A 24,002-nucleotide genomic window follows, 5' to 3' on the forward strand; every position below is an offset into this window, starting at 1 on the left:
CTCAGTTGCTGAACATGCGGGCATTGCCGGCCTGGTAGCCGGCGCCTGGTGTGAGGAAGCGCTGGCGCTGCTCGCGTCCCTGCTCGGCGGCGGTCGCGCGTTCCGCCTCGGACAGCGCCTCGGCGCGTCCATTGGCGGACATCACCGCGATCAGGTCGGAAAGCTGCTGCGACTGCAAAGCGAGCAATTGGTTGCCAGCCTGCGTGGCCTGAAGCGCACCCGTGGCACCCTGGCTTTGGCCGACGAGGGTCGCCATCTCAGCTCGATTGGCGTCGACATTGCCGACGACACCCGCCTGCACCCGCAGCGCATCCTGCAGCCCCCCGACCGTGGTCTGCCAGCGCGAGCGCGCACCGGCGACGAGATCGGCATCGGAGGCCGAGAGCGGGATGTTGCCGTAGCGCTGCTGGAAGGCCTGGTCGATCTGGCCGACATCGAAAGCGATGCTCTGTGCCTGTCCGAGCAACTGCTGGGTGCGCTGCACCGATTGCTGGATCTGCTGCAGCGAGGAATGCGGCAGGCTGGCGAGATTGCGCGCCTGGTTGATCAACATCTGCGCTTCGTTCTGCAGCGAGGTGATCTGGTTGTTGATCTGCTCCAGCGCCCGCGCCGCCGATATCATGTTCTCCGCGTAGTTCCACGGGTCATAGACCGTGAGAGCCTGCGCGGATGGGCACCCCAATGGTGACAGGCCGAGCGGAACGGATAGCAGCGCGACGGCGACGGTGAGCGCACGCGGACGGGACAGCGTCATGGCTGCGTCTCCAGATTGGTGAGGTTGGGAATGAGGTCGGCGGCCCAGCCGAGGCCGCGATGACGCAGCCAGGCGTCCAGGAAGCCGTCGCGGCCGTCCGCGGTGAAGACCTTGTCGATGGCCTGCTGGTCGGTCTTGGAGGATGCCGCGCACAGCGCCAGCGCGACCTCGCTGAGGCCGAGCTCGAACAGCCGGTTGCCGCGCCGCGACTGGCAGTAATAGTCCCGTTTCGGCATCGCCCGCGCGAGGATCTCGATCTGCCGGTCGTTCAGGCCGAAGCGGCGATAGATGGCGGTGATCTGCGGCTCGATGGCCCGCTCATTGGGGAGCAAGAGCCTCGTGGGGCAGCTTTCAATGATCGCGGGCGCGATCGCCGAGCCGTCAATATCTGAGAGCGATTGCGTGGCGAAGATCACGCTGGCGTTCTTCTTGCGCAGCGTCTTCAGCCATTCCCGCAGCTGGCCGGCGAAGGCCTCATCGTCCAGCGCCAGCCAGCCTTCATCGATGATGAGGAGGGTCGGCGATCCATCGAGCCGGTCCTCGATCCGATGGAACAGATAGGCGAGCACCGCAGGCGCGGCCTCTGTCCCAATCAATCCCTCGGTCTCGAAGGCTTGGACCGTGGCCGAACCCAGATACTCGTTCTCGGCGTCGAGTAACCGGCCCCAAGCGCCGCCAAGGCAATAGGGACGCAGCGCCTGCTTCAGGTCGTTGGACTGCAGGAGGACACAGAGCCCGGTAAGCGTGCGCTCCTCGACCGGCGCAGAGGCGAGCGAGGTCAACGCCGTCCAGATGTGTTCCTTCACCTGCGGCGTGATGATAACGCCTTCGCGGGTGAGGATGGCATTGAGCCAGTCGGTGGCCCAAGCGCGCTCGGCAGCCTCATTGATGCGCGCAAGCGGCTGGAGTGCGACAGTCTCCGCGCTCCCCTCGCTAAGCCCGCCACCGAGATCATGCCAGTCACCGCCCATGGCAAGCGCCGCGGCCCGGATCGAACCGCCGAAATCAAAGGCAAACACCTGCGCACCGGCGTAGCGCCGAAACTGCAGCGCCATCAGCGCCAGCAGCACGGATTTGCCGGCGCCGGTCGGGCCGACGACGAGGGTGTGGCCGACATCGCCGACATGAAGGCAGAACCGGAACGGGGTCGAGCCCTCCGTCTTGCCGAATAGCAGCGGCGGTGCATCAAAATGCGCGTCGGCACTCTCGCCGGCCCACACCGCCGAGAGCGGGATCATGTGGGCGAGATTGAGCGTGGAGATCGGCGGCTGACGGACATTGGCATAGACATGTCCGGGCAAAGATCCGAGCCAGGCGTCGACCGCATTGATGGTCTCGGTCATCACCGTGAAGTCGCGGCCCTGGATGACCTTCTCGACCCGCCGCAGTTTCTCGTCGGCGATGCGGGGATCGGCGTCCCACACCGTCACCGTCGCGGTGACATAGGCGATGCCGCCGTGATCCGCGCCAAGTTCCTGCAGCGCGAGGTCGGCATCTTCAGCCTTGTTCGCGGCATCCGAGTCCACGAGGACGGAGGCCTCGTTGGTCATCACCTCCTTCAGGATGGCGGCGATGGATTTGCGCTTGGCGAACCACTGGCGGCGGATCTTGGTGAGCAGCCGGACGGCGTCCGTCTTGTCGAGCAGGATGGCCCGGGTCGACCAGCGATAGGGAAAGGCCAGCCGGTTCAGCTCATCGAGCAGGCCGGGCGTCGTCACCGTGGGAAAGCCGGTGATGGTCAGTACCCGCAGAGACTGGTCGCCAAGGCGCGGCTCTAGCCCGCCGGTGAGCGGCTGGTCGGCCAGCAGGGCGTCGAGATAGATCGGCGTCTCCGGCACGCGGACACGGTGCCGATGCGTCGAGACGCAGCTGTGCAGATAGGTCAGCGTCTCGGCGTCATCGAGCCAGCGGCATTCCGGCATGAAGGCGTCGATGAGGTTGAGGAGCCGATCAGTTCGGTCGGCGAAGCCGCGCAACGTCTCATGGGGATCAAGGCCTGCCTGGTCCCGCCCTTCATAGAGCCAGCCTTCGGTGCGGGCGGCATCCTCGGCCGGCGGCAGGAAGGTGAAGGTCAGGAAGTAGCTCGACTCGAAATGGCTTCCGGCTTCTTCAAAGTCGGCCCGCCGCTCGGCATCGACCAAAGCGGAGGCGGCATCGGGGAAGGTGCTCGCCGGATAGGTCGCGGCGGCATGGCGCTGCGCCTCCACGAATATCGCCCAACCCGAGCCGAGGCGGCGGAAGGCGTTATTTAGCCGCCCGGCGACCGCGACGAGCTCGGCGGGCACGGCGCTGTCGAGGTCCGGGCCGCGAAAACGCGCTGTCCGCTGGAACGAGCCGTCCTTGTTCAGCACGATGCCGGGCGCGACCAGTGCCGCCCAGGGCAGGAAATCGGCGAGGCGGCGGTTACGGCTACGATACTCGGCGAGGTTCATCATCTCGGCACCCCGCTCAGACGGAGAGGTGCGCCGGGATGCGCAGATGCCGGCGCACCACCTCGACGAAAAGCGGATCGCGCTTTGCCGCCCACATCGCCGCGACATGGCCGATCATTCCGATGGCGAGGCCGACCAGCCACAGGCGGAGGCCGAGACCCACGGCCCCGGCGAGCGTGCCATTGACGATGGCGATGGCGCGTGGCGCGCCGCCGAGCAGGATCGGCTCGGTCAGCGCCCGGTGGACCGGAACGCTGAAGCCGGGAACCTCAACCGTCTCGGCCATCAGACGAGCGCTCCGCCGCCGAAGGAAAAGAACGACAGGAAGAAGCTCGAGGCAGCGAAGGCGATCGACAGGCCGAACACGATCTGGATCAGCCGGCGGAAGCCACCCGACGTGTCGCCGAAGGCCAACGCCAGCCCGGTCGAGATGATGACGATGACGGCGATGATCTTGGCGACGGGGCCTTCGATCGATTGGAGGATGGATTGCAGCGGCGCCTCCCACGGCATGGAGGAGCCAGAGGCATGAGCGCTGGCCGTGGCCATCAGACTGATGCAGGCGACAGACACGGCCAGTCGGGCCGTGCTGCCGGCGCGATGGAGCGATCGGATCATGTGGGATCTCCGGTAAGGACAGGGGTGACGCGGTAGTCGCCATCGGGACCGAGGGCCTCGACATGAGCGAGTTCTGTGAGCCGGCGTGCGGAGCCGCGCCCCGAGAGCACGGCCACGAGATTGATGGTCTCGGCGATCAGCGCGCGCGGGACGGTGACGACGGCTTCCTGGATGAGTTGCTCCATCCGGCGCAGCGCGCCGAGCGCGCTGCCGGCATGGATGGTGCCGATGCCGCCGGGATGGCCGGTGCCCCACGCCTTCAACAGGTCTAACGCTTCCGCGCCCCGCACCTCGCCGATGGGGATGCGGTCGGGACGCAGGCGCAGGGCGGAACGAACAAGATCGGAGAGCGAGGCGATGCCGTCTTTGGTGCGCAGGGCGACAAGGTTCGGAGCCGCGCATTGCAGCTCGCGCGTATCCTCAATGAGAACAACGCGATCGGAGGTTTTTGCGACCTCGGCGAGCAGCGCGTTGGTCAGCGTCGTCTTGCCTGTCGAGGTGCCGCCCGCGACGAGAATGTTGGCGCGAGAGGCAACACCTTGGCGCAGCGCGTCGGCCTGTCCGGCGGACATGATCCCGGCCCGGACATAGCCCTCGAGCGTGAACACCGCGACGGCGGGCTTGCGGATGGCGAAAGTCGGGGCCGCCACGACCGGCGGCAGCAGGCCCTCGAACCGTTCTCCCGTCTCGGGCAGCTCAGCCGAAACGCGCGGTGCTCCCGCATGCACCTCGGCGCCGACATGGTGTGCGACGAGCCGCACGATGCGCTCGCCGTCTGCAGGCAAAAGCCGCTCACTCGTGTCGGACAGTCCCTCCGAGAGACGGTCGATCCACAGCCGCCCATCCGGGTTCAGCATCACCTCGACGACGGACGGGTCTTCCAGGTGCCGGGCGATCGCCGGACCCAGCGCCGTGCGCAGCATCCGCGCGCCGCGGGCAAAACCCGGATGATGATGTGCTGCCGCCATGCGACCCCCGACGTGCCGGGGTCCTGACGATCTCATCCCGGTCGGGGATGATTAAAAGAGCCCGATATTAGGCCGGTTCAACAGGATTCGATCCGCGTCGCAGCGTGGCGTGCAATGACAGGCGAATGGCGGAACTGTTGTGTGGGGATAGGAAGCGGCATAGTGAGCTTCTGGTTCACGGCTTGAAACAATGCTCCCTTGTGCCAACGCAGGAAATGGGGATGGGGCCGCTCGATCAGCCTGCGGGGCGCGATGGCGCGGCTCTGCCATGAGCGATAGGACGGCTATCTATCAATCACGCATCCGCTATTATATGAGCGATAGAAGGAGGCTCTATCGCTCATGGCTTGGAACTGGACCCAGCACGGCTGGCCGCATTTTGCCTATGATCCGGTCGCCCTCGAACCGCTGGAGCGGCGGTTCCTGCTGCTCACCGGCGAGGTGATCGGTGCGGTCCGGCATGTGAGCGATGACGAGCGGGACCTGCTGCGGATCGAACTTCTCAGTGACGAGGCCGTCAAGACCAGCGCGATCGAAGGGGAGACACTGGATCGCCTCAGCGTGCAATCCTCCCTGCGCCGTCAGCTCGGCCTCGACACCGACAATCGCAACGTGAAGCCAAAGGAGCGGGGCATCGCGGAGATGATGGTCGATCTCTACCGGAGCTGGGCGGATCCCCTCGACGCCGATACACTGTTCCGCTGGCACCACATGCTGATGGCCGACAGTCGGCATCTGGAGACGATCGGCGGCTACCGTTGCCATGAAGACGCGATGCAGATCGTGTCCGGCCGCCAGGATCGCCCGACCGTGCATTTCGAGGCGCCGCCATCCTCCCGGGTTCCGGACGAGATGGCCGCCTATCTCGGCTGGTTCAATGGCTCGGCCCCCGACGGGGACGCGCCCTTGCCGGCACTTACCCGGGCCGGGATCGGGCATCTCTATTTCGAGAGCATCCATCCCTTCGAGGACGGCAATGGTCGCATCGGCCGAACCCTCGCTGAAAAATCCCTCGCCCAAAACATCGGACAACCGACGCTGATCGCGCTCGCCCACACCATCGAGCAGCATCGCAAGGCCTATTACGATCAGCTCGAGTTCCATCAGCGGACGCTCGATGTCACGGACTGGCTGGTCTATTTCGCGCAAACGATCATCGCGGCCCAGCAGACGACGCTTGATCGCGTCGCCTTCCATATCGCAAAGGCACATTTTTACGATCGCTTCCGCGACATGATGAACGAACGGCAGGAAAAGGTGATCGCCCGCCTGTTCCGTGAGGGCCCCGGTGGCTTCACGGGCGGCCTGAGCGCGGAAAACTACCTCGCCATCACCGGCACCTCACGCCCCACCGCCACGCGCGACCTGCACGATCTAGTGGAGAAAGGCGCCCTGGCGCGAACCGGCGAGCGCCGCTACACCCGCTACCACTTGAACCTGCCGGAGCCGGCTGCAAAATCGTGAACTGACCGCATGTGGCGCAGATGGTAGGACCGGGCTACCGGAGGGGCTGAAACCTATACAATTCAACGGGCTTGGAGCCCTGAAATCAAGCATTGAAACACGGCGATGTTACACGGTCGCGGACCCTCGCGTCGAGGGCGCCGACGGCGGTGTGGCCGGGGGCGGGCCCTGCTTGTTGAGACATTCCCAACTGTCGCGTCGATCTGCCGTCTACGATTGCCCCCGCTGGTCCCGGCACCTATGGTCGCGACCATCAGTGGTATGGTGACTCTAAATGAATTTCTCGCTTGATGCCCTGCTGGATAGCTACCGAGCCTCTGCTGCGACCGAGCGAGAAAAAGGAACTTACTACGAAAGGCTGTGTGCAGCCTTCTTGGCGCATGACCCGGTCCAGGTCGAGCAGTACGAGCATGTTACGACCTGGGCCGCTTGGGCGTTAGCGAACGGCTGGAACGCCAAGGATGTCGGCATAGACCTCGTAGCTAAGTTGCGCGGTCATGACGGCTACGCTGCCATCCAGTGCAAGTTCTATGCGGCTCAGCACAAGATCGCCAAGGCTGACATCGACTCCTTCCTATCAGCCTCCTCTAAGGCGCCGTTTGTGCGGCGGGTAGTGATGGACTCCACTGAGGTCGAGTGGTCGGACAATGCAGAGGCCATGCTGATCGGGCAGGCCATACCCGTGCTCCGCATCAGTCTGGTGGACATGCGGGCGTCGCCGATCCAGTGGGGGACGTTTGCCGCCAAGCAAGAGGTCGTACTGGAGCCGAAGAAAGAGCTGCGTCCGCACCAGCGGGATGCTTTGCAAGCGGTCCACGATGGTCTGGCCCAGCATGACCGGGGCAAGCTCATCATGGCTTGCGGTACGGGGAAGACCTTCACCGCCCTGAAGATTGCCGAGGACCTCGTTGGCGCGGACGGGGCGGTCCTGTTCCTCGTCCCGTCGCTCGCTCTCATGGCGCAGACGGTGCGTGAATGGACCAATGACACCAAGACGCCCCTGCGGTCCTTTGCCGTCTGTTCCGACGTCCAGGTCGGCAGGCGTAGGGTCGCCAAGGATGATGTGGCTGAGATCAGCACCCTGGACCTCGCCTTCCCAGCGACGACCGATCCCGCTGCATTGGCAGCAGGAGTGGGTGACCCCGCGCCCGGCAAGATGACGGTGGTTTTCGGCACCTACCAGTCCATCCAGACGATTTCGAGGGCCCAGCTTGATCACGGTATGGGGCGTTTCGGCCTCATCATCTGTGACGAGGCCCACCGCACGACCGGCGCCACCATCGACGGGCAGGAAGAGAGCAACTTTGTTCGTGTCCACCGCGACGACGTGGTCGGAGGTGCCAAGCGGCTGTACATGACAGCCACTCCTCGCATCTATGGAGACGGCGCAAAGTCCAAGGCGAACGACCTGGGCGTCACCCTTGCCACCATGGACGACGAGGCCGTCTTCGGCCCCACGCTGTTCTACAGTGGCTTCGGCTGGGCCGTGCAGGAGGGCCTCCTTACCGACTACAAGGTCATCGTTCTCACCATGGACGAAGGGCTTGTAGCTCGCTCGTTGCAGAAGAGGATCGAGGACCCCACCACCGGCCTCGTTCTCGACGATGCCACCCGCATCTTGGGCTGCTACAAGGCTCTGGCCAAGATGGACATCGAGGCTGATCTGGGTGCCGACACGCAGCCTATGCGTCGCGCGCTGGCCTTCTGCCGTGACATCGCGTCGTCCAAGCTGGTGCGAGATGAATTCTCCGGCGTCGTGTCGGATTACCTCGGATCAATCGAGGCCCAGGCCCGCGATGCCGACATCACTCGTCACGACCTGGAGTGCGAGATCAGGCATGTGGACGGCACCTTCAATGCCAAGACGCGCGGGGAACTGCTGGACTGGCTGAAGGCCGACACAGAGGAGCAGACCTGCCGCATCCTCAGCAATGCCCGCTGCCTGTCTGAAGGCGTCGACGTCCCGGCGCTGGACGCGATCATGTTCCTCCACCCCAGGAAGTCACAGATTGATGTCGTCCAGTCTGTCGGGCGTGTCATGCGCCGCGCCCCGGGCAAGCGCATGGGCTACGTCATCCTCCCGGTCGGTGTTCCGGCTGACAAGTCGCCGGAAGAGGCTCTGAACGACAATGAAAAGTACCGGGTCGTCTGGCAGATACTGAACGCGCTCCGAGCCCACGACGAGCGCCTTGAGGCGACCATCAACCAGATGTCCCTGGGTCAGGATGTCTCGGACAAGATCAAGATCATCGGCCTCGATAGCAACGAGCTTCGGGCTGTCACGGCCACTGTCGAGAAGCTGCCGACCAAGAGTGCCGCCAAACGCTCTGGCATCACCGGCTTGGGCAGTGACAGCCCAGACAGCGACCTTGTGATCGAGGACGACACTCAGCCTGAGCTTCCGGGCCTCATCCTCGACGACTTCAGCCGCGCGATCATGGCGAAGATCGTCAAGAAGTGCGGAGACCGCGAGTATTGGGACCGTTGGGCCGCGAGCCTGCGTGACATCGCGATTGCCCACATCACGCGGCTGGAGGCCATCCTCTCTGTGCTAGACAGTGCGGCACGCAGGGCCTTCGATGCCTTCCTCGCTGAAATCCGTGATGACCTCAATAGCGGCATCACCGAGAAGGAGGCGGTGGAGATGCTCGCGCAGCACATCATCACCCGCCCGGTCTTTGACGCCCTGTTCGAGGGGCATACCTTCACGCAGGAAAACCCGGTCTCACGCGCCATCCAAGGGGTCCTGGACGCCCTCGAAAGCTCTCACCTGGAGAAGGAGAGCCGCGACCTTGCCGAGTTCTACACCAGCGTGCGCAAGAAGGCGCAGGGCATCACTGACCCGGCCGCCAAGCAGGAACTGATACGGCAGCTCTATGACAACTTCTTTGGTGTCGCTTTCAAAGGTACGCGCGACAAGCTGGGCATCGTCTACACGCCCATCGAGATAGTCGACTTCATCATCCACTCCGTCAACGACGTTCTGCAAGATGAGTTCGGGCAGACCATTGGCTCCCCTGGCGTCCACATCATCGACCCTTTTACAGGCACGGGCACTTTCATCACTCGGCTCTTACAGTCGGGCCTGATCAAGCCCGAGGAGCTGGAGCACAAGTTTCGCTACGAACTCCATGCCAACGAGATCGTGCTGCTGGCCTACTACATCGCTGCCATCAACATCGAGGCTGTCTACCACGGCCTTCACGGTGGCGATTACACCCCCTTTGGAGGCATCCTCCTCACCGACACCTTCGCCATGGGCGAGGGTTGTGATGAGCTGGCGCTGGTGCTGCCCGACAACTCGGAGCGCCGCCGACGCCAGCAGGGGCTCGACATCCGCGTCATCATGGGTAACCCGCCCTACGCTATCTCACAGCACATCAGCTATCCGCATCTGGATGGCCGAATTGCAGAGACCTACGTCGCTCGTTCGTCTGCGACGAGCAGCATTGCCCTTTATGATAGCTACGTGCGCGCAATCCGTTGGGGTGCAGACCGCTTGGGCGACAGTGGCGTCTTGGCCTATGTCACAAATGGCGGCTGGATCGACGCTAACACGGCTGACGGGATGCGAAAGTCGATGGTCGACGAGTTCGCCTCGATCTACGTCTTTCACCTTCGCGGCAACCAGAGAACCAGCGGCGAGACCTCGCGTCGTGAGGGCGGGAAGATCTTCGGCGCGGGCAGCCGCGCGCCGATCGTCATCACTCTCTTCGTCAAGAACCCGGCGGCCGAGAAGCAGGGACAGGTCTTCTACCATGACATCGGCGACTACCTCAGCCGCGAGGACAAGCTGAAGATAGTCGCTGGTTTCCGCAGCATCCGAGGCATTTCGGCCGAAAAGGGTTGGCAAAAAGTTATCCCGGACGAGCATGGCGACTGGTTGAAGCAGCGCGATGAAAGCGCCTCAAATTATATCATCATCGGCGACAAAAAAGATAAGTCTAATACTTCGTTATTTGAAATTTATACGCTTGGTGTTGCCACTGCGCGCGACTCTCTGTGTTTCAATTCTTCCAAGACCAAACTGAATTACAATGTTGCTCGCGCAATATCTGACTATAGCGATCAGCTTGATGCGCTGCGTAAGGCGCGTGAGGATAACCCCACGCAGTCGAGCGAGGAACTCCTTAAAGCGGATCCTCGTGCCTTCTCTTGGCCTCGCGGCATACGGAATGACTTGGTGAAACTGAAGCCTTTGTCGTTGGATGATGGAGAGGTCGTTCCTGCAACCTATAGACCATTCTATCGTCAGTGGCTTTACTTCAGTCGAAGAATAAATGCTATGATTTATCAAGTACCAAAATTATTTCCTCATGTGGAAGTTAAAAATAGGGTGATTACGGTCAAGCAACGCCCTGCTGACGGGCAGGTAGCGCTCATGGTAGACAGAATTTTCGACTTGCAGAGTGACGGCGGATCTCAGTGTTTCCCGCACACGATCTACGAAGCACCAGATGACGAAGGCGATGATGATCTCTTCAGCGTCACTGATGACAAAAAGGCGAGCTACCGTATTCGCGATGGCATCACAGACGCTGGCCTCGCCCACTTCCAGGAAGCCTATCCCTCGGAGACGATCACCAAGGACGACATCTTCTACTACACCTACGGTCTGCTGCATTCCGAAGACTACCGCCGCCGCTTCGCCGACAACCTGACGAAGGAGCTGCCTCGCATTCCCTGCGTGAAAACGGCCGCCGACTTCTGGGCCTTTGTGGATGCTGGCCACCGCTTGGGTGACCTGCATGTGGGCTATGAGGCAGTCGAGCCCTACCCTGTGACGATCAAGCAGGGCGACCTGTCGCTGGCCTCCATCGACGATCCGGTCAAGTTCTTCCGCGTGGAGAAGATGGCCTTTGGCAAAGGCAAGGACCGCTCGGTCATCCACTACAACCCCCACATCACCATCATTGACGTGCCTCTGGCTGCATACGACTACGTCGTGAATGGGAAGTCCGCCATTGAGTGGGTGATGGAGCGGCAGGCTGTCCGGCAGGACAAAGACAGCGGGATCGTGAACGATGCCAATGACTATGCCAATGAGACGGTGGGCGACTCTCGCTATCCCTTCGACCTCCTGCGGCGGGTCATAACCGTCAGCCTGGAGACGATGAAGATCGTGAGGTCTCTTCCTCCTCTGGACATCTGAGCGGGCTCTAAACGCCGCTCGCCGCCGAGAGCCAGTCCAGGAAATGGTAGCAGGAGAGTATTATCACTGCAGCACGTACACCGGTCGCTGCTCCTCAAGAGATCTAAAGAAGGGCAAGCTTTCCGAGTTGAGCGAGATTGGACGAAAGTTGCCGCTCAACCTCGGGAGGCGACACCCCCCAAATCGATCCCAGCTCCTGGACGGCGATCGCTGCTTCCCAAGGCCAAGCAGCGCGACCGTCGATCTGTGCGAACGGGCCGTCCGACTCTGTGAGGACACGGTCTTGCGGCATGCGCTTTGCGAGCTCCCGGCCTTTCTCGCCCCGCAACATGCCGGGACCGACACTGAACCAGCAGCCCAGCTCAACCGCCCTAGCTAACTCGCGCATTGAACCGGAAAACCAGTGTAGTATCGGCAGCCCAGCGCCGGGCTGCGCTTCAAGCGCGTCGAGCACGGCAGTGGCCGCCCTTCGGCTGTGAATCGATAGGATGCGGCCGCTAGCGGCTCGGCAGATGTCCAGCGCCGTCGTGAAGACGTACAGCTGGTCTTCCCAGTAACGCTTGAACTCTGGCGCGCCGTCTAGGCCGATCTCTCCAACGTAGCGGGTCTGATCGATCAGCTTCTCGAACTGAGGGAGCTCGCCCTTGCGCTGGTGCGCGAGCTGCGGATGCAATCCGAGCGCAGTCCGTATGCGTGCAGCCCCATTCGCCAACGCGACTGTCCCGGTCCACGCCGACGGAGTTGTGGTGACAGACAGCACGTATAACCCCCGCTGCGCACAGGCACGTGCGACGCCGTGCGGATCAGGGTACAGATCGAGATGGCAATGAAAGTCGATCATTTCACACCGTGGGCTTGGTGCAGTGCGGCCAACTCCTCCATGCCACGGCGAACGAGATCCCGCAGCGGACCGGTGTCCCCCATCTTCGGATAGGCGAGCGCCGGGCCGAGCCAAGCGTCCAACCCATCGGCTCCAATCTCCGCCACGGCCATCGCGACGGATCGCACATCGTCAAAGTTCGAGTGCTCGGGGTCGTTCTTTCCGAGTGGAGCGAACTTGTAGAATGTCGTGTCCTGCTCGCCCCATGCAAGGAAAGCGGCCCGCCTCACCTGACATGGGACACACCGGCCGCAATGCTTGTAGTTGAAGACCCGGTAGCGTCCGCAACTCACCGACTGGGCCGCATGCGCCTTCAAGAGCGCCTGATCGGCGCAGGCTTTCAGCATCTCACCTTTCGTCCAATGCTCATACGGGTTCAGGATCTTTACCCGTAGTCCCGCCGCGGCAAGCACGTCGCGGATGCGGTTGAGAAACTCAGGATGCGCGGTCCTCGTGCTCAAACTGCCAAGGCGCGCCCCGGTCAGCGGCGGATTGATGGCGATGAAGCCGTTCTCGCACACATAGAACGGCACTTGTCCGCCGGCGTGATAGGCGCCCACGGACGTCGCTGCGAGCACGCCGAAAGCAAGGAAGATCAGTGAGCGAGCGCGTTGTGATGGCTCCTTGGCGCCGGGTGGGGTGGCGTTGTGGTTCAAAGCCAGATGTCGAAGACCGCCGCCGACCGCCGCCGAAAACGCGGCCTGATTGTCGCCGTCGCCGCGTACGATGTTGCTGACGGCGAACGGCTTCATCCCTTGCTGCACCAGGTCGATTGCGCCGATCAGGCTGTCCATCCCTCCGGACAGCAGCACCACGCAATCCTCATCGGGCCGAGCCGGGTCGCGCGGCGGGGCCGGCTGAAGCCCGCCGCCGACGAAGGTCAAGTGCCAGCGATCCGTCGACAGGAACTTCAGCGCGGCCTCGATCGCAGCGGATTGACCGTTCCAGAATGTCGGGTCGGCTACCGCCACCGTGAGGTCGAACTCACGAGTCCAACCGTCTGCGCTCGCCGATCGCTGTCCTGCAAGATCCGCGGTCACAACCGACAGCGCGAGCGAGAGGAAGTCCCACGCTCGGGGAGCCGCTTCTAGGCGCGCTCGAAGAAAGTCCGCCTTGGCCGCCTGACCGGCGCTGCCCCGTGCTGACCGTCCGTCCTCAGTCGCCCCTGGCTGGCCGTAAAGGACTACGTTCAGCGCGCCATCCTCGGTGAAGGCGTGATCTTCTGGAGCACATACGAGCCTCATTCAGCATACCCCTCGAACACCTCGAACGTTTCCCGTAGCGCCGCACGCACCACGGTTGTGATATGGCCGGCGGTCAGTGGGTGGCCGGCGGCGCGGAGCTTCCGAAACGCCGCCGCAACGGTCTCCTTCACGTACTCCCGAGCCTGCTTCAGCCTAGACAAGGCTGTGGCGACGCTCGGAGCCTTCTCTCGAATGGTCTGCCCCACATCGAGATCAAAACGCCGAAACACGTCGTGCGCGGTGAAGCGCTCGATGACGAACTCGCGCTCTTCGGGTGTAAGGTTGAGAAGATCAGCGTCCGGGAAGCGCGTCAGGAGTTCGGACAATGCATCGCGTATAGCGGCGCGCGAAGCCTCCGCATCCTGTGTTCCGTCCACGGGTCGCACGGCTTCAACCACGGCGCCCATGATCTCGCCCGCCGAGCGGCCAGCTAGCAGCGCGGGGTCGAGCGGACTACCAGGCTGAGCCGCTTGCCCTCCGGCGAGCCCAGCCAGCACGCCACCGAGCGCTCCCGCGGTCGCAGCCGTCCCGCCCATGCGGCGCGCTGCCGTTCCCGACCCGCCGTAGCCCGTGCGGACGTAGTGCCCGAAGCCACGCCGCATGGCGCCGGTTTCACCAGAGTTTGCGTAGTCGCCGAGGCTGCGGCTCACGCCGATCCAGCGCCTGTCAGGCGCAAGAGGAGCAGGCGGGGGTGGGGCCGCCGGAACCGGCGCTTCTTCGCCTGGAGCCGGGAGTTCGCCGGCGGGAGCTTCGGGTGGCGGATTGTCCACCCACGCGGGCACCATCGGAACGCCCGCACCGGCACCCTTGCTAGACTGCGACGTTCCCATTCTAACTCCGCTTCTTGATGGCGTTCTTGACCGGTCGGGCGACGTCGCCCTCCTCCCAAGCCCGGAATACACCGGCCGCCCAGGGTTGATCCGAAATCTTCGGCACGATGTTCGGCTCGATCTGAACCGGCGGGCGATCGCGGAGGAAAGCCGCCAAGCGTGGACCTTGCGCGGGGTCCGCCTCTGAGATCGCCAGGCAGGCTTCGAGGATCGGGGGCACGCCCCAGGCTTGCTCCTGCCGCGCGCGATCGAGCAGCCGGTCCATCATCACGGTGGTTTCTGCCCGCGCGACCTTCGCCAGTCGGTCTTTCAAGGCCGCCGCCATATCGGGGTGCTCCAGAAGGCCGGCCAGGAGGTCGGCCGCCTCGGAGGACAGGCGATCCTCGGGCGTGATCAGCGGCGCATGCTCGCGGCCTACGTAAAGGGCACCTCGCAGGTCGACCTCAGCCAAGCCGGGGGGCAGCGTCAGCCATTCCAGAACGAAGGGATCATCCCAGGGCGCCTCAAGCTTCAGCTCAACTCCAGCGTTAGCCTTCGTCTCCCAATCGGCGAGGAAGGTCGGCTTGCCGGTTTCGCTGGCGCTCGCGCCGGCGATGAGCTCAGCATAGGCGTTCGGGCTTCCCAGCCGCTCGAAGAGTAGGAGCTTGGCCAGGACTGCCTCATCCACGCCGACGCCTTGCGCCTTGGCGATGGTCATGCGGATCGCCAGCGCGTTCAGGAAGCGCTTGATAAGCCGCGGATTGCCGACGATCCCCGACGCCGTCGTCATGAGCGGCGCGAGCCGATCAGCAGTGTCGAGCTTGCCGATCAGCTCTTCCGGAAAATCGTCGTGGAGCGATTGGACGAAGGCGCGGTCGACGCGCTTGCCCTGCCAAGTCTGGCGAAGCTGCATACAAACGCCGGCCCGGATCTTCTCCTTAACGTCCTCAGTGAGCCCGCTGTTCTCGACGAACAGTAGCATCATGTACGCTCGAACCTCTTGCGTTCCGAGAGCCGGCACGCGGATCGGCACCTGGATCAACTTGTCAAAATAGTTCGTGACCAGCAGGTCGTCCGGCACACCTTCGAAGTGTTTGCGCACCGCGTGTCTGATCATGTCATTGTCGGCCGCGATGACGAACGCCGTGTGCTTCAGGAACAGGAACAGACGGATCGCTTCGAGGGTCGAGATTGTCGTGGAAGGCAGACACCGATCTAGGTCGTCGATGAGCACCACGAGGGTAACACCGAGCTCCTCTAGCGCTTCCTCGAAGCTGTCGCGCAGAGCCTGGATCTCGCGCGGAGGTGACGTATCTGCTCTGGCCGCTAAGAGACCACCAGCGGCCTCCGCCGCTTCACCGGCCTTCTTCTTCGCTTCGTCCAGTTCGGTCTGATCGACACCGTCCAAAGCGCGTTTACCCAAGCCCCATATCCCGCCGAGGAGTCCCATGGGTGGCAACCCCAGCGCGACGGCGGCTGCGTCGCTGGCTACGAGCTTCATGCCGCGGAGCCACCGGACCCGCTTCATAATCCCGGCGACTTTGTCGACCGCAGTTTCCCGCTTCTCCGCTTCGGTCTGCAGCTTGGTTGCGATCACATCCATAAGCGCCGCGCGAGCGTCGTCATAGCCCTGGTAGAGCCAAGCGTTGAACTCGACAAAGATGAACTCTCGCTCGTCCTGCACCCGGGGCCGCTTTGCGAGGGAGGCTTGTGTCAACTTGATCAGGGATGACTTGCCGATACCCCAGGCGCCGGATACCCCGATGGAAATTGGCCGCCCCCGTGCTTGAACGATGATCTCCGCTACGGTATCGGCGACTCCCGAAAAGTTCAGGAAATCGCGTTCTGTCTCGTTGTCAGCCCACATGAGCGTCCGCCTTAATTCTTTTCGGCTCTCCGCACGCGATGGTGCAGCCGGCTGCGAGCCGACCAACTTGGCAGTTCATGGCAATTAATCTAGCAGCGCTTTGATGGCGCCGACGATGGAGCGCAGACTCGAAGAATCCAGCCCTCCGCGGTCATCTTCTTCAGAAGTAAAAAGTGACCGACCTGCGACGAAACCATTGGCTTCGTACCATGCCTTCTTCCACTCCCATCCCTTCCAGTAGTCCTCGCGCCCCATCATGCCAAGGTGCTCCCAAAGGATCAGGTCGCCGTCAGCCGTGACGAATGAGAAGTCCGGACGAAGCCGGCCTGGCTCAACCTCGCCGTCGAGCACCCGCTCGTACTCGTACTCGACACCGGACTGAAACAGCATGTTGGCGATCACGAGCTCGGACTTGCTGCGAACCAGATGACCTTTTTCCGTACGATGGATCAGGTTCTCGGCGTATGGGACCTCGGTCTCGACGCGCCGGAGCACGCCCTGGAAAAGGTTTGTGTTCCGCCGCGCGGTCTCCGAACGCTCAGGCCGGGTGTAGTCGAAGAGGACCGAAGGATTGTCGCCCTCGATGAGCAGGACGAGCTGGCGGCGTGAACGGGTCAAGGCCGTGTAGAGAAGTTCGCGCGAGAGCGGCCGGCAGTTCTTGGGCAGCACGACGAACACCTTTTGGAACTCGCTGCCCTGCGACTTATGGACGGTGATAGCGTATGCGAGCTCTAGCGGCCCGGAGCCGCCTGGAAAGTCGCGGCTGCTGTACCCGAATCGAAGGTTCGGACGGCCAGCGAAGACCACATTCAGCCAAGGCGCCTTGCCGTTGCCGACGAGACCGACCTCCCCATTGGCAACATAATGGTCACCAGAATCCTGCCCATCATAGGCATCGCGCCACTGGTTCGAAACCTGGATGACCTTGTCGCGAATGACGATGCTCTCGTCACCGAGGCTGACCACCCACGGCTCGGTCGCCGCCTTGAGCTCGCTCGCACGGTAGCGACGCTGCGTCCAGCGGTTCAGGTCGTGCACGCCATGTGGATGCATGCGGACAGGTGAGAGGATCTGCCACTGCTCTGAGCCGTCGGGCTGGTCAAAGGGAACCCAGCCGCGCTCGTCGATGCCGAGCGACGCATTGAAGCCAGTGACATCACCCGCTTGCGCGAGCCCAAGGTGCTTCTGGAACGCCTCGCTAAGGCGGCTCCGCAACTCATCGGGCGTATTCCAGAAGAACAGGTCGAGGTCGTTGAAAGGCCGCCCCGTCTCCAAATCGCTGAGGACCCGATCGGCATCGACGGGTTGCGTCTCCCTTGTGAACCAGGAGGCAAGCCGAAGCGTGTCCGATGCTTGGTCCGCGCCCGCGACGGCGCGGACCTCGACGGTCAGCCTCGCCAGCGCTTCGCCGAGCGGCAGGCCGGTGTCACTCTTCGCGTCCGTCGTCTGCAGATATGACGTAAGGTCAGCGAATGGACGTCCTACCCCTATCGGAGGCAGTTGGTTGGGGTCTCCGACCAGGATGAGCCGCTGAACATGGGCGAGGTCGAGCGCCTCAAGCACCGCCGTAAGGTCGTCCATAGTGAGCATCGAGCATTCGTCGATGACCACGGTCTTCTCTTTGCGGTATTTCTCATTGCCATGGAACCGCGGACGCTGGCGGACGCGGTCATAACGTCCTAGCTCGTTCAAGAACTGCGCAACAGTCATCGCCTCGGCGTTGGCGGCCTTTCCAAGCCGGACCCGCGCCTTACCGGTCGGGGCAAGCAGCAGGATGCCGTCGCGGGCGAGCGCCCCATTGAGCAAGAGCGCGCCCATCACCGATGTCTTGCCGGTGCCAGCGCGTCCCACGAGGGCCGTCAGGCGACGAGAGGTCACCCGGGCGAGTGCCGTGGCCTGTTCGTCGATAGCGAGCACGTGTCGAGCGTTCTTCGGATCGAAGGCGCCGCCCGCCGCCTTGATCGCGTCCACCAGTAGCTTCTTCCAGTCGGCCAGGACTGCGGAAGCGGCCTTGCCCGCCCGCTTAGACAGCACGCTCCGCAGCTTATCCTCGCGCGCCTTCAGTTCGGTAAGCTGCAGCGCGGAGATCCCGGTTTGTTCGCCCTGCGTCGCAGGCAGGTCGATAAGTTCGACAACACCAGTCAACGCCGCCGCGTTCGTGGCAGGCCAATCCACCCCGATCAGGCAGGGGTGGGCCAGCTCGAGGGCAGCGACCTTCTCCACAGCTTCCGTAATGCTCAGCAGCGCGTCACCGTTCTCAGACGCGCGACGCAGCACGCCCACGATCGCCGCTCGCAGGCGGCGTGGGTCCGCCGCAGACTCAACGCGTGACGGGTCTGGCACCGGGTGTTTGGCGGCGATCGTCGCGTCAGGAAGGAGGCCGCGGTCGATCGTTCCGACCGAAACGGGCGTCTCTTTCGCGTCGCCAAGGTCGACCTCGCTAATCCGATAGGGGTTCGCGATGATTTCGGCGTCGGTCGTGGGAGCCGTGCTCGCCACCGCGCGCCTGGTTGGATCAAACCAGCGGCTCGCTTGCGCAGGGGTGAGTGCAAAGCGCGAGAGCAGCTTCAGAAGAACCCGACGCTCGTCCGCCAAATTGACCCAGGTGTCGCGGACCACCTTGAGATCCGCATCGTAGGCGGGCTGCGGCGGCTTCACCTTGCCGCGCAGCAGCGCATCGATATGAGGCCATGGATCCGCATCACTCGCCAGCGAACCCGACGCGAGCAGCTCAAGTGTCAACGCCGTGCCCAGTCGCATGCCCAGCGCCTCCAGAGTCGAGCCGAGACCCGGGAAAGCCCCTCGGTCCTTCCAGGCTAGGCCAATCTGCGTGTTGAGCCATTCCTCACGCCGTTCCCACGGTCCTTTCGCGATCCCATGGGAGCGAATCTTCCGGACCGCCTCAAGGCACCGAATCAGCGTCGAGAGTGCAATATCCGCAGGAGCCAACTCTGCGGCATAAGAGAAAACTCGCATGTGGGCCGGGTCGGCGGGGACGGCGATTTCTGCCAGAAGGTCTGCCCGGCGCGCGTCCTCGGCCACGTCGCCGGTCGGCTCGAGATAGTCGTGATACGGCAGTAAGAACCCGTCGAAGCCATCCGGCCGTATCGAATGTCGGAGCAGACGGTCCCACATCGGATAGGTATTCGCCCCCGCGGGAGCATCGTACTGCCTAATCGGGGCGATGGACTGGATGCGGCCGACGCCAACCACCAGCCGCGAAATCGTGTCGCCGAGCGGCTGGCCCTCCTTGCAATAGAAGAAGACGAGCGAGCGCACGGGGGTCAGGCGATCGAATACATGGTCGACGATTGCCGTCTGACGGGCGCGGCCAAACACCCAAGGGCTCGTGAATGGCGACTGCTCGTCTGGCGGCAAGGGCTTCGGCAGCTTTGCGTCGATGGCAGCTTGCTCGCTACGCAACATCCATCCGAACGGGACAGCAAAGGCCGCAAAGGGCGGCACCTTCACGATAGTGGGCGTGAGGTGGCCGTGGGTCGCGGCCGCTTTCTTGATGGATGCGTAGGGGTGCTCGAACCGACGGGTCCACTCTGTTTCGTTCATGAAGGCGCCGGACTCGGCTTTGCACGGCGGCAGCTGGTCTGGCGTCAGCTCATGCCAAGCCTTTCCGGCCAGAGAGCCCTCCGCGGCGTCGTCCCTTTCCTCGCGAATCCGGTCGAGCGCGACACAGAACGAATTTGAGGACGGAGCCGGACAGACCCGCCCATTCCAGCGCGAATCGTGCCACGCCACACGCATGGTAAGATGAAACACACCCGCCCCCTCGTCACCCCGGCCCCCATCGAAGTCTTTCCAGTCTAGCAGCCCCACTTGGCTACGCGAGGTTTTCCGCGCCAGGATTTCCGGCCGCGGCTCTGCGGCCAGAATAGCCTGTGCGGGCGTGGATTCACACGGCAACAGGGCCGTGTTGCCGGAGGCTCGGAGCCCAGTTGTAGGGCTGCCCACCACCGTGATGGATTGTAGAATATCCCGCAGTTGCACGCCTGAGGTGTACTGCCCTGATAGCAGGGTTGAGTAAGACGCAAGGCACGGGGCGGCGCTTTGGACGTCGCAACACATCACTCAGGCTGAGCGGATTGTTCACCCGCGCCTAGTATAATCCTCTCGATTGATTAGGGAGTGGAGAAAGACCAAATGAAGGCCGAAGCTATATCCCAAAATCGAATCATTTTCGTCGAAGTCCATCCGATTACCGACGATAGGTCGAGTATTCCTGCCTCAACGAGCGTCGCGAGTATGAGCAGCAGAGCGACGGTTACAACCACGCGGCCCGTCCGGCGCTCGGTCAGCAGGTAGTCCTCGATGGCCCCAAAAAGTGGTGTTTCAGCAAGCTCGCGATAATCGTCGTCGTCTAGGAATGCGTAGAGCTTGGTTCGCCATTTGGCCCTGCTCTGTTCGAGCGATGCGAGGAAGCGTCGGTTGATCGACGTTGTTAGCCAGAACGACGCGATGAAATAGCTGGCGACCAATAGGTAGATCATCGAGAAGGCGAAGGATGAGGGTACCGTCTTCGCGGCGTCGAGGCCGAAGCGGACGGCCATGACGCCAATCGCGACGGCGACGTCCCGCCATACGGCGCTCGATAGGTCGCGGGCCTGCTGAGCGAGCTTCTGGACATCGTCAGCCAGTGTCTTCCGCAGATCCGCCAAGGCCTTCAGGGTATCCTTGCTGCCGGCCCGGAGATGGGCCTTATAGAGCAGCCGGGCGGAATCCAACGACGATTCCAATTTTCCTTTCAAACCGTCAGCGAACGATCTGTTGGCGGGCCATTCCCGCGCCAGCTCGGCGGAAAGGAAGGTGTGCCGAACCTCGACGTCCGCCCCCTCAAGGTAAATCCATACCGCCGCCTGTTGTAAGGCGGCAAGAGGAACGTCGGTGCTGAACTCGCCGAGCTCAAGACGCCGTGGCGGTTGTCCTGCCAGGCTGACACGCTCTTCGTCGCCCTCCGTATAAAGTTCATTGGTAAGCGATCGGGCGATCATCGAGGCGGAAACGGCCACCCAAGCTCGCCAGGCCGGCCCACGACCATGGTCCCCGTCGACGACCCATGGCTCGATCTTGGACGGCGCCATCAAGGTAGACGATTGAGATCGGACCTGCCGTCTCGGACTCCCGTCGCGCGGTGAGGCAGCGTCAGCGCCGGCGACAGGTGCACCCTCCCATGGCGCGACGTTGAAAGCCCGGGTCCGGAAGCGATTGTCGTCGAAGGCGAGCCGAACCGCTGTGGTCGACGACACGAGGGCGTCGTCAAGCAGTAGCGATCGCCAGCCCTCCAGCGTGAATAGGTGAGGAGCGTTCGCGCTCGATGCGAACGTCACGGTGATACGGACCCTGTCCCCCTCGATTGCGTCACGGGGCTGAATAGGGTCGTCGGCCGGATCGATGCAGGTGAATGACAACCAGTCTGGAGTCGTGTCGGAGACGACCTGCCAGGCGTCGAGCGCGGCGCGCGTCAGTGATCCGGACAGGCCTAGCCTACCGGGGTCTTCGCCGATGCGCAGATCGGCGGCTGAGCGGCTCGCCTCAACGGCGGCGTGAACCTGTGTCGATATCGACATCGTCAACCTTCAGGCCCGTGGTGACGATCAAGATTTCCTTACGGCCGTCCTCTCGGTCGCGGACCGTGGGTTCGTGATCCTCGTCGTAAAGAATCTGCGTGCCTTCGTCCGTCTCCAGCCGGTGCTTGCGCGGCTTCTGCACTCTCTCAGGGTTGATGTCGAAGGTTTCTTCAGAGACTCCATGCTGTTTGAGGTTCCGCGTCAGGGTCCGCCGAAGCGGTGCCTCCTCGGGAACTTGGCCGAAGATCGCGGTGAGAATCGGCTCGAAGGCCTCCGGATCGAAACGATGCCCTTGACGCATGACCTCGTAGATGCGGTTCACACCGCTGCGCCTGATCTCCTCGGGGAGCGAGGTTCGGTGCTCTTTGAAGGTGGCCTTGAACGCCTCCACCAGCTTTCCGCTCATCTCGTCCGGTGAATTCACTCGGCGCACCTGGAGGAAGCGCTCAAAATAGTCGGAAATGTGGGCTGTGTTGGAGCGATCCCGCACCATCAGATGCCCGCCTGCACTGGCACCGAGGCGAACCAACGCGATCTTCTGCATCGCCTCGGGCTTGCGGACGAACGTTTCCTGGAACCGTTCGAGCCGCGGCACCTGAGGTTCGTCGCCGCTTCTGAGGATGTACCGAACCACGTCCTCGTTGTCGTACTTGATCAGTGCGTAAATCGGAATTGCCGCCCCGACCTCAAGCTCGAAGACGAAGAACACTCCTACGCTCGTCGGCGCAGAATGTTGCTTCTGGAACTCCAACGCCAAGGCTTGGCTTTGAGCTGTGAACGCGTCGGAGTTGCCGCTGATCTCCCGCAGCATGCGCTCAGCGTCGGATCGGGGCCGGAACTCGAACAGGTTGCCCCTCAGTGCCGATTTGACGCGATCGACGAAGAAATCAGTATGTTGAGGTGGCGCAATCTCCTCCAACAGGATCGGCTCCTCCAACGTTTTGCCGACGACATGAAAGATCATGCGCCGAATCTGGAGCGTGGCCTTCTCTTCGTCCGTTAGAAACCCCATGTCCCCCCCATACCCCACTCGCCACGATCAGACCGATAGCGCGGCTCTTCAGGCAGCTTCGGGCAAGGATTGACCGTACGCAACGCTAGGTTGGCTCAGGCGGAACCGAAGCTGTTGATTATCACACATATGTTCTTTATATGTTCCATTCGAGCGGACCGAATGCACGTACTGACTTGATACAAGCTGGCGAAGTGCCACCTTTGCGCCCCGGCGGCGTTCGGTCGCCATAGGTGGAGACCGATGTCGATAACTTCGCTGTCCTCCGAGATCTCGCGTCTGACACGCGATATCGCCGACCTCCAAAAGAAGCGCGGCGATATCGCGCGTAAGCGCAGCGACATCATGGCGAAAGTCGACAGGGCCCAGCGTGCGATGGCATCTGCCAAAGATCTCCGCAAAGCCGCCGATCAAGCAAAGGCGTTGTCGGGCCTCTTTCGCGAAGGTGGCGACGGAGGAGCCAGAATACGACTTCTTCATCTCGCATGCATCGGAAGACAAGGATGAAGTGGCACGACCACTCGCGGAGGCGCTCGGCGTGTTGGGCTGTAGTGTCTGGTACGACGAGTTGACGTTGAATGTCGGGGACAGCTTGCGACGTTCCATCGACAAGGGCATCGCCCGCTCCCGTTTCGGTGTGGTGGTGCTATCGGAAATCTTCTTCAAGAAGGATTGGACACAACGAGAGTTGGACGGGCTGACGCAACAGGAAATTGCCGGCGAGAACCGCATCTTGCCACTCTGGCATAGGGTGACCGCCGCCGAGGTAAGGAAATTCAGCCCCTCGCTCGCCGATAAGGTCGCTCTGAGCACAGCCACGAAAACTATCGGCGAGATTGCTAGTCTACTGGGGAGTATGAGCGGAGCCGCGACCTCGTAGATGATCCTTAAAAGCACTGCGCCTGGGACATTTATGCGGCCACATTCGACATAGGGATATGCGCTCTGGTGGCAACACCACCATTCTTGGAACAGGTTTTTAAATCAGACGCAGAAATATGTGGCTGCAATTCAATCTAACAGACTGCTTGCAAATCACCATACGCCAATAAAGTAAAATCCCGGCAATCCCTGCGCCAGGCTCTACGTACAAGTGCGGCGGGCCTTTTGGCGAAATGGCCATTCTCTCGTCTTTGGCGCGAGACTTAATAAGAGATAATTCCTAAGTTTGTTGTTCAATATACAGTCGAGCCACTAGTGGCCATGGCCATTTCTGCCCCCCC

The 24,002-nt window shown here is 62.6% G+C and carries 15 protein-coding genes; 3 read left to right on the top strand and 12 right to left on the bottom strand.

Annotation, left to right across the window (positions count from 1 at the left end; translation table 11 throughout):
- Position 1: 1 nt before the first annotated feature.
- Genes trbJ through trbB form a run of 5 tightly spaced genes read right to left on the bottom strand, consistent with a single transcriptional unit; the run spans position 2 to position 4,772 of the window.
- A complete protein-coding gene (gene trbJ / locus FZ033_RS15580) occupies positions 2-754 on the bottom strand; it encodes a P-type conjugative transfer protein TrbJ (protein ID WP_149577040.1) in 753 nt (250 codons plus the stop codon).
- Complete coding sequence (trbE, locus tag FZ033_RS15585) at positions 751-3,189, bottom strand: conjugal transfer protein TrbE (RefSeq protein ID WP_149577041.1); 2,439 nt, start codon at positions 3,187-3,189, stop codon at positions 751-753. The genes trbJ and trbE overlap by 4 nt, the downstream gene beginning before the upstream one ends.
- Before the next feature lie 13 nt (positions 3,190-3,202).
- Positions 3,203-3,472 carry a VirB3 family type IV secretion system protein gene (locus tag FZ033_RS15590; RefSeq protein WP_149577042.1) on the bottom strand — a complete coding sequence of 90 codons (270 nt, stop codon included), beginning with the start codon at positions 3,470-3,472 and terminating at the stop codon, positions 3,203-3,205.
- The gene (locus tag FZ033_RS15595; RefSeq protein ID WP_149577043.1) at positions 3,472-3,804 is read right to left on the bottom strand and encodes a TrbC/VirB2 family protein; all 333 of its coding nucleotides are present in this window, start codon (positions 3,802-3,804) and stop codon (positions 3,472-3,474) included. Before FZ033_RS15595 ends, FZ033_RS15590 begins: the two co-directional genes overlap by 1 nt.
- The gene (gene trbB / locus FZ033_RS15600) at positions 3,801-4,772 is read right to left on the bottom strand and encodes a P-type conjugative transfer ATPase TrbB (RefSeq protein ID WP_149577044.1); all 972 of its coding nucleotides are present in this window, start codon (positions 4,770-4,772) and stop codon (positions 3,801-3,803) included. Before trbB ends, FZ033_RS15595 begins: the two co-directional genes overlap by 4 nt.
- Before the next feature lie 342 nt (positions 4,773-5,114).
- On the opposite strand from trbB, the gene FZ033_RS15610 reads away from it, so the two are divergent.
- Positions 5,115-6,236, top strand: coding sequence for a Fic family protein (locus FZ033_RS15610; RefSeq protein WP_149577045.1), 1,122 nt, complete (start codon positions 5,115-5,117; stop codon positions 6,234-6,236).
- Positions 6,237-6,510: 274 nt separating this feature from the next.
- Positions 6,511-11,388: a DEAD/DEAH box helicase gene (locus FZ033_RS15615; protein ID WP_149577046.1), complete on the top strand. Its 4,878-nt coding sequence runs from the start codon at positions 6,511-6,513 to the stop codon at positions 11,386-11,388.
- A 103-nt stretch (positions 11,389-11,491) separates the two neighbouring features.
- On the opposite strand, the gene qatD is transcribed toward FZ033_RS15615, so the two are convergent.
- The 7 genes from qatD to FZ033_RS15650 all read right to left on the bottom strand — a co-directional run bounded on the left by qatD (position 11,492) and on the right by FZ033_RS15650 (position 22,779).
- Positions 11,492-12,229, bottom strand: coding sequence for a Qat anti-phage system TatD family nuclease QatD (gene qatD / locus FZ033_RS15620; protein WP_149577047.1), 738 nt, complete (start codon positions 12,227-12,229; stop codon positions 11,492-11,494).
- Positions 12,226-13,512: a Qat anti-phage system QueC-like protein QatC gene (gene qatC / locus FZ033_RS15625; RefSeq protein ID WP_149577048.1), complete on the bottom strand. Its 1,287-nt coding sequence runs from the start codon at positions 13,510-13,512 to the stop codon at positions 12,226-12,228. Before qatC ends, qatD begins: the two co-directional genes overlap by 4 nt.
- Positions 13,509-14,162 (bottom strand): Qat anti-phage system associated protein QatB, encoded by a 654-nt coding sequence (gene qatB, locus FZ033_RS15630; RefSeq protein ID WP_232847506.1) that lies wholly within the window; start codon positions 14,160-14,162, stop codon positions 13,509-13,511. The genes qatC and qatB overlap by 4 nt, the downstream gene beginning before the upstream one ends.
- A gap of 181 nt (positions 14,163-14,343) precedes the next feature.
- Positions 14,344-16,188, bottom strand: a complete 1,845-nt coding sequence (locus FZ033_RS15635; protein ID WP_149577050.1) for a KAP family P-loop NTPase fold protein — start codon at positions 16,186-16,188, stop codon at positions 14,344-14,346.
- Positions 16,189-16,272: 84 nt separating this feature from the next.
- Complete coding sequence (locus tag FZ033_RS15640) at positions 16,273-19,962, bottom strand: AAA family ATPase (RefSeq protein WP_188079524.1); 3,690 nt, start codon at positions 19,960-19,962, stop codon at positions 16,273-16,275.
- Between the two features lie 359 nt (positions 19,963-20,321).
- Complete coding sequence (locus tag FZ033_RS15645; RefSeq protein WP_149577052.1) at positions 20,322-21,767, bottom strand: hypothetical protein; 1,446 nt, start codon at positions 21,765-21,767, stop codon at positions 20,322-20,324.
- A complete protein-coding gene (locus tag FZ033_RS15650) occupies positions 21,733-22,779 on the bottom strand; it encodes a nucleoid-associated protein (protein WP_149577053.1) in 1,047 nt (348 codons plus the stop codon). Before FZ033_RS15650 ends, FZ033_RS15645 begins: the two co-directional genes overlap by 35 nt.
- A 370-nt stretch (positions 22,780-23,149) precedes the next feature.
- Here FZ033_RS15650 and FZ033_RS15655 point away from each other — a divergent pair, with 370 nt between their 5' ends.
- On the top strand, positions 23,150-23,659 hold the full coding sequence (locus tag FZ033_RS15655; RefSeq protein ID WP_210247910.1) for a toll/interleukin-1 receptor domain-containing protein: 510 nt from the start codon (positions 23,150-23,152) through the stop codon (positions 23,657-23,659).
- Positions 23,660-24,002: the final 343 nt, after the last annotated feature.

Source organism: Xanthobacter oligotrophicus (assembly GCF_008364685.1).
In the GTDB taxonomy this organism is placed as follows: domain Bacteria; phylum Pseudomonadota; class Alphaproteobacteria; order Rhizobiales; family Xanthobacteraceae; genus Xanthobacter; species Xanthobacter oligotrophicus.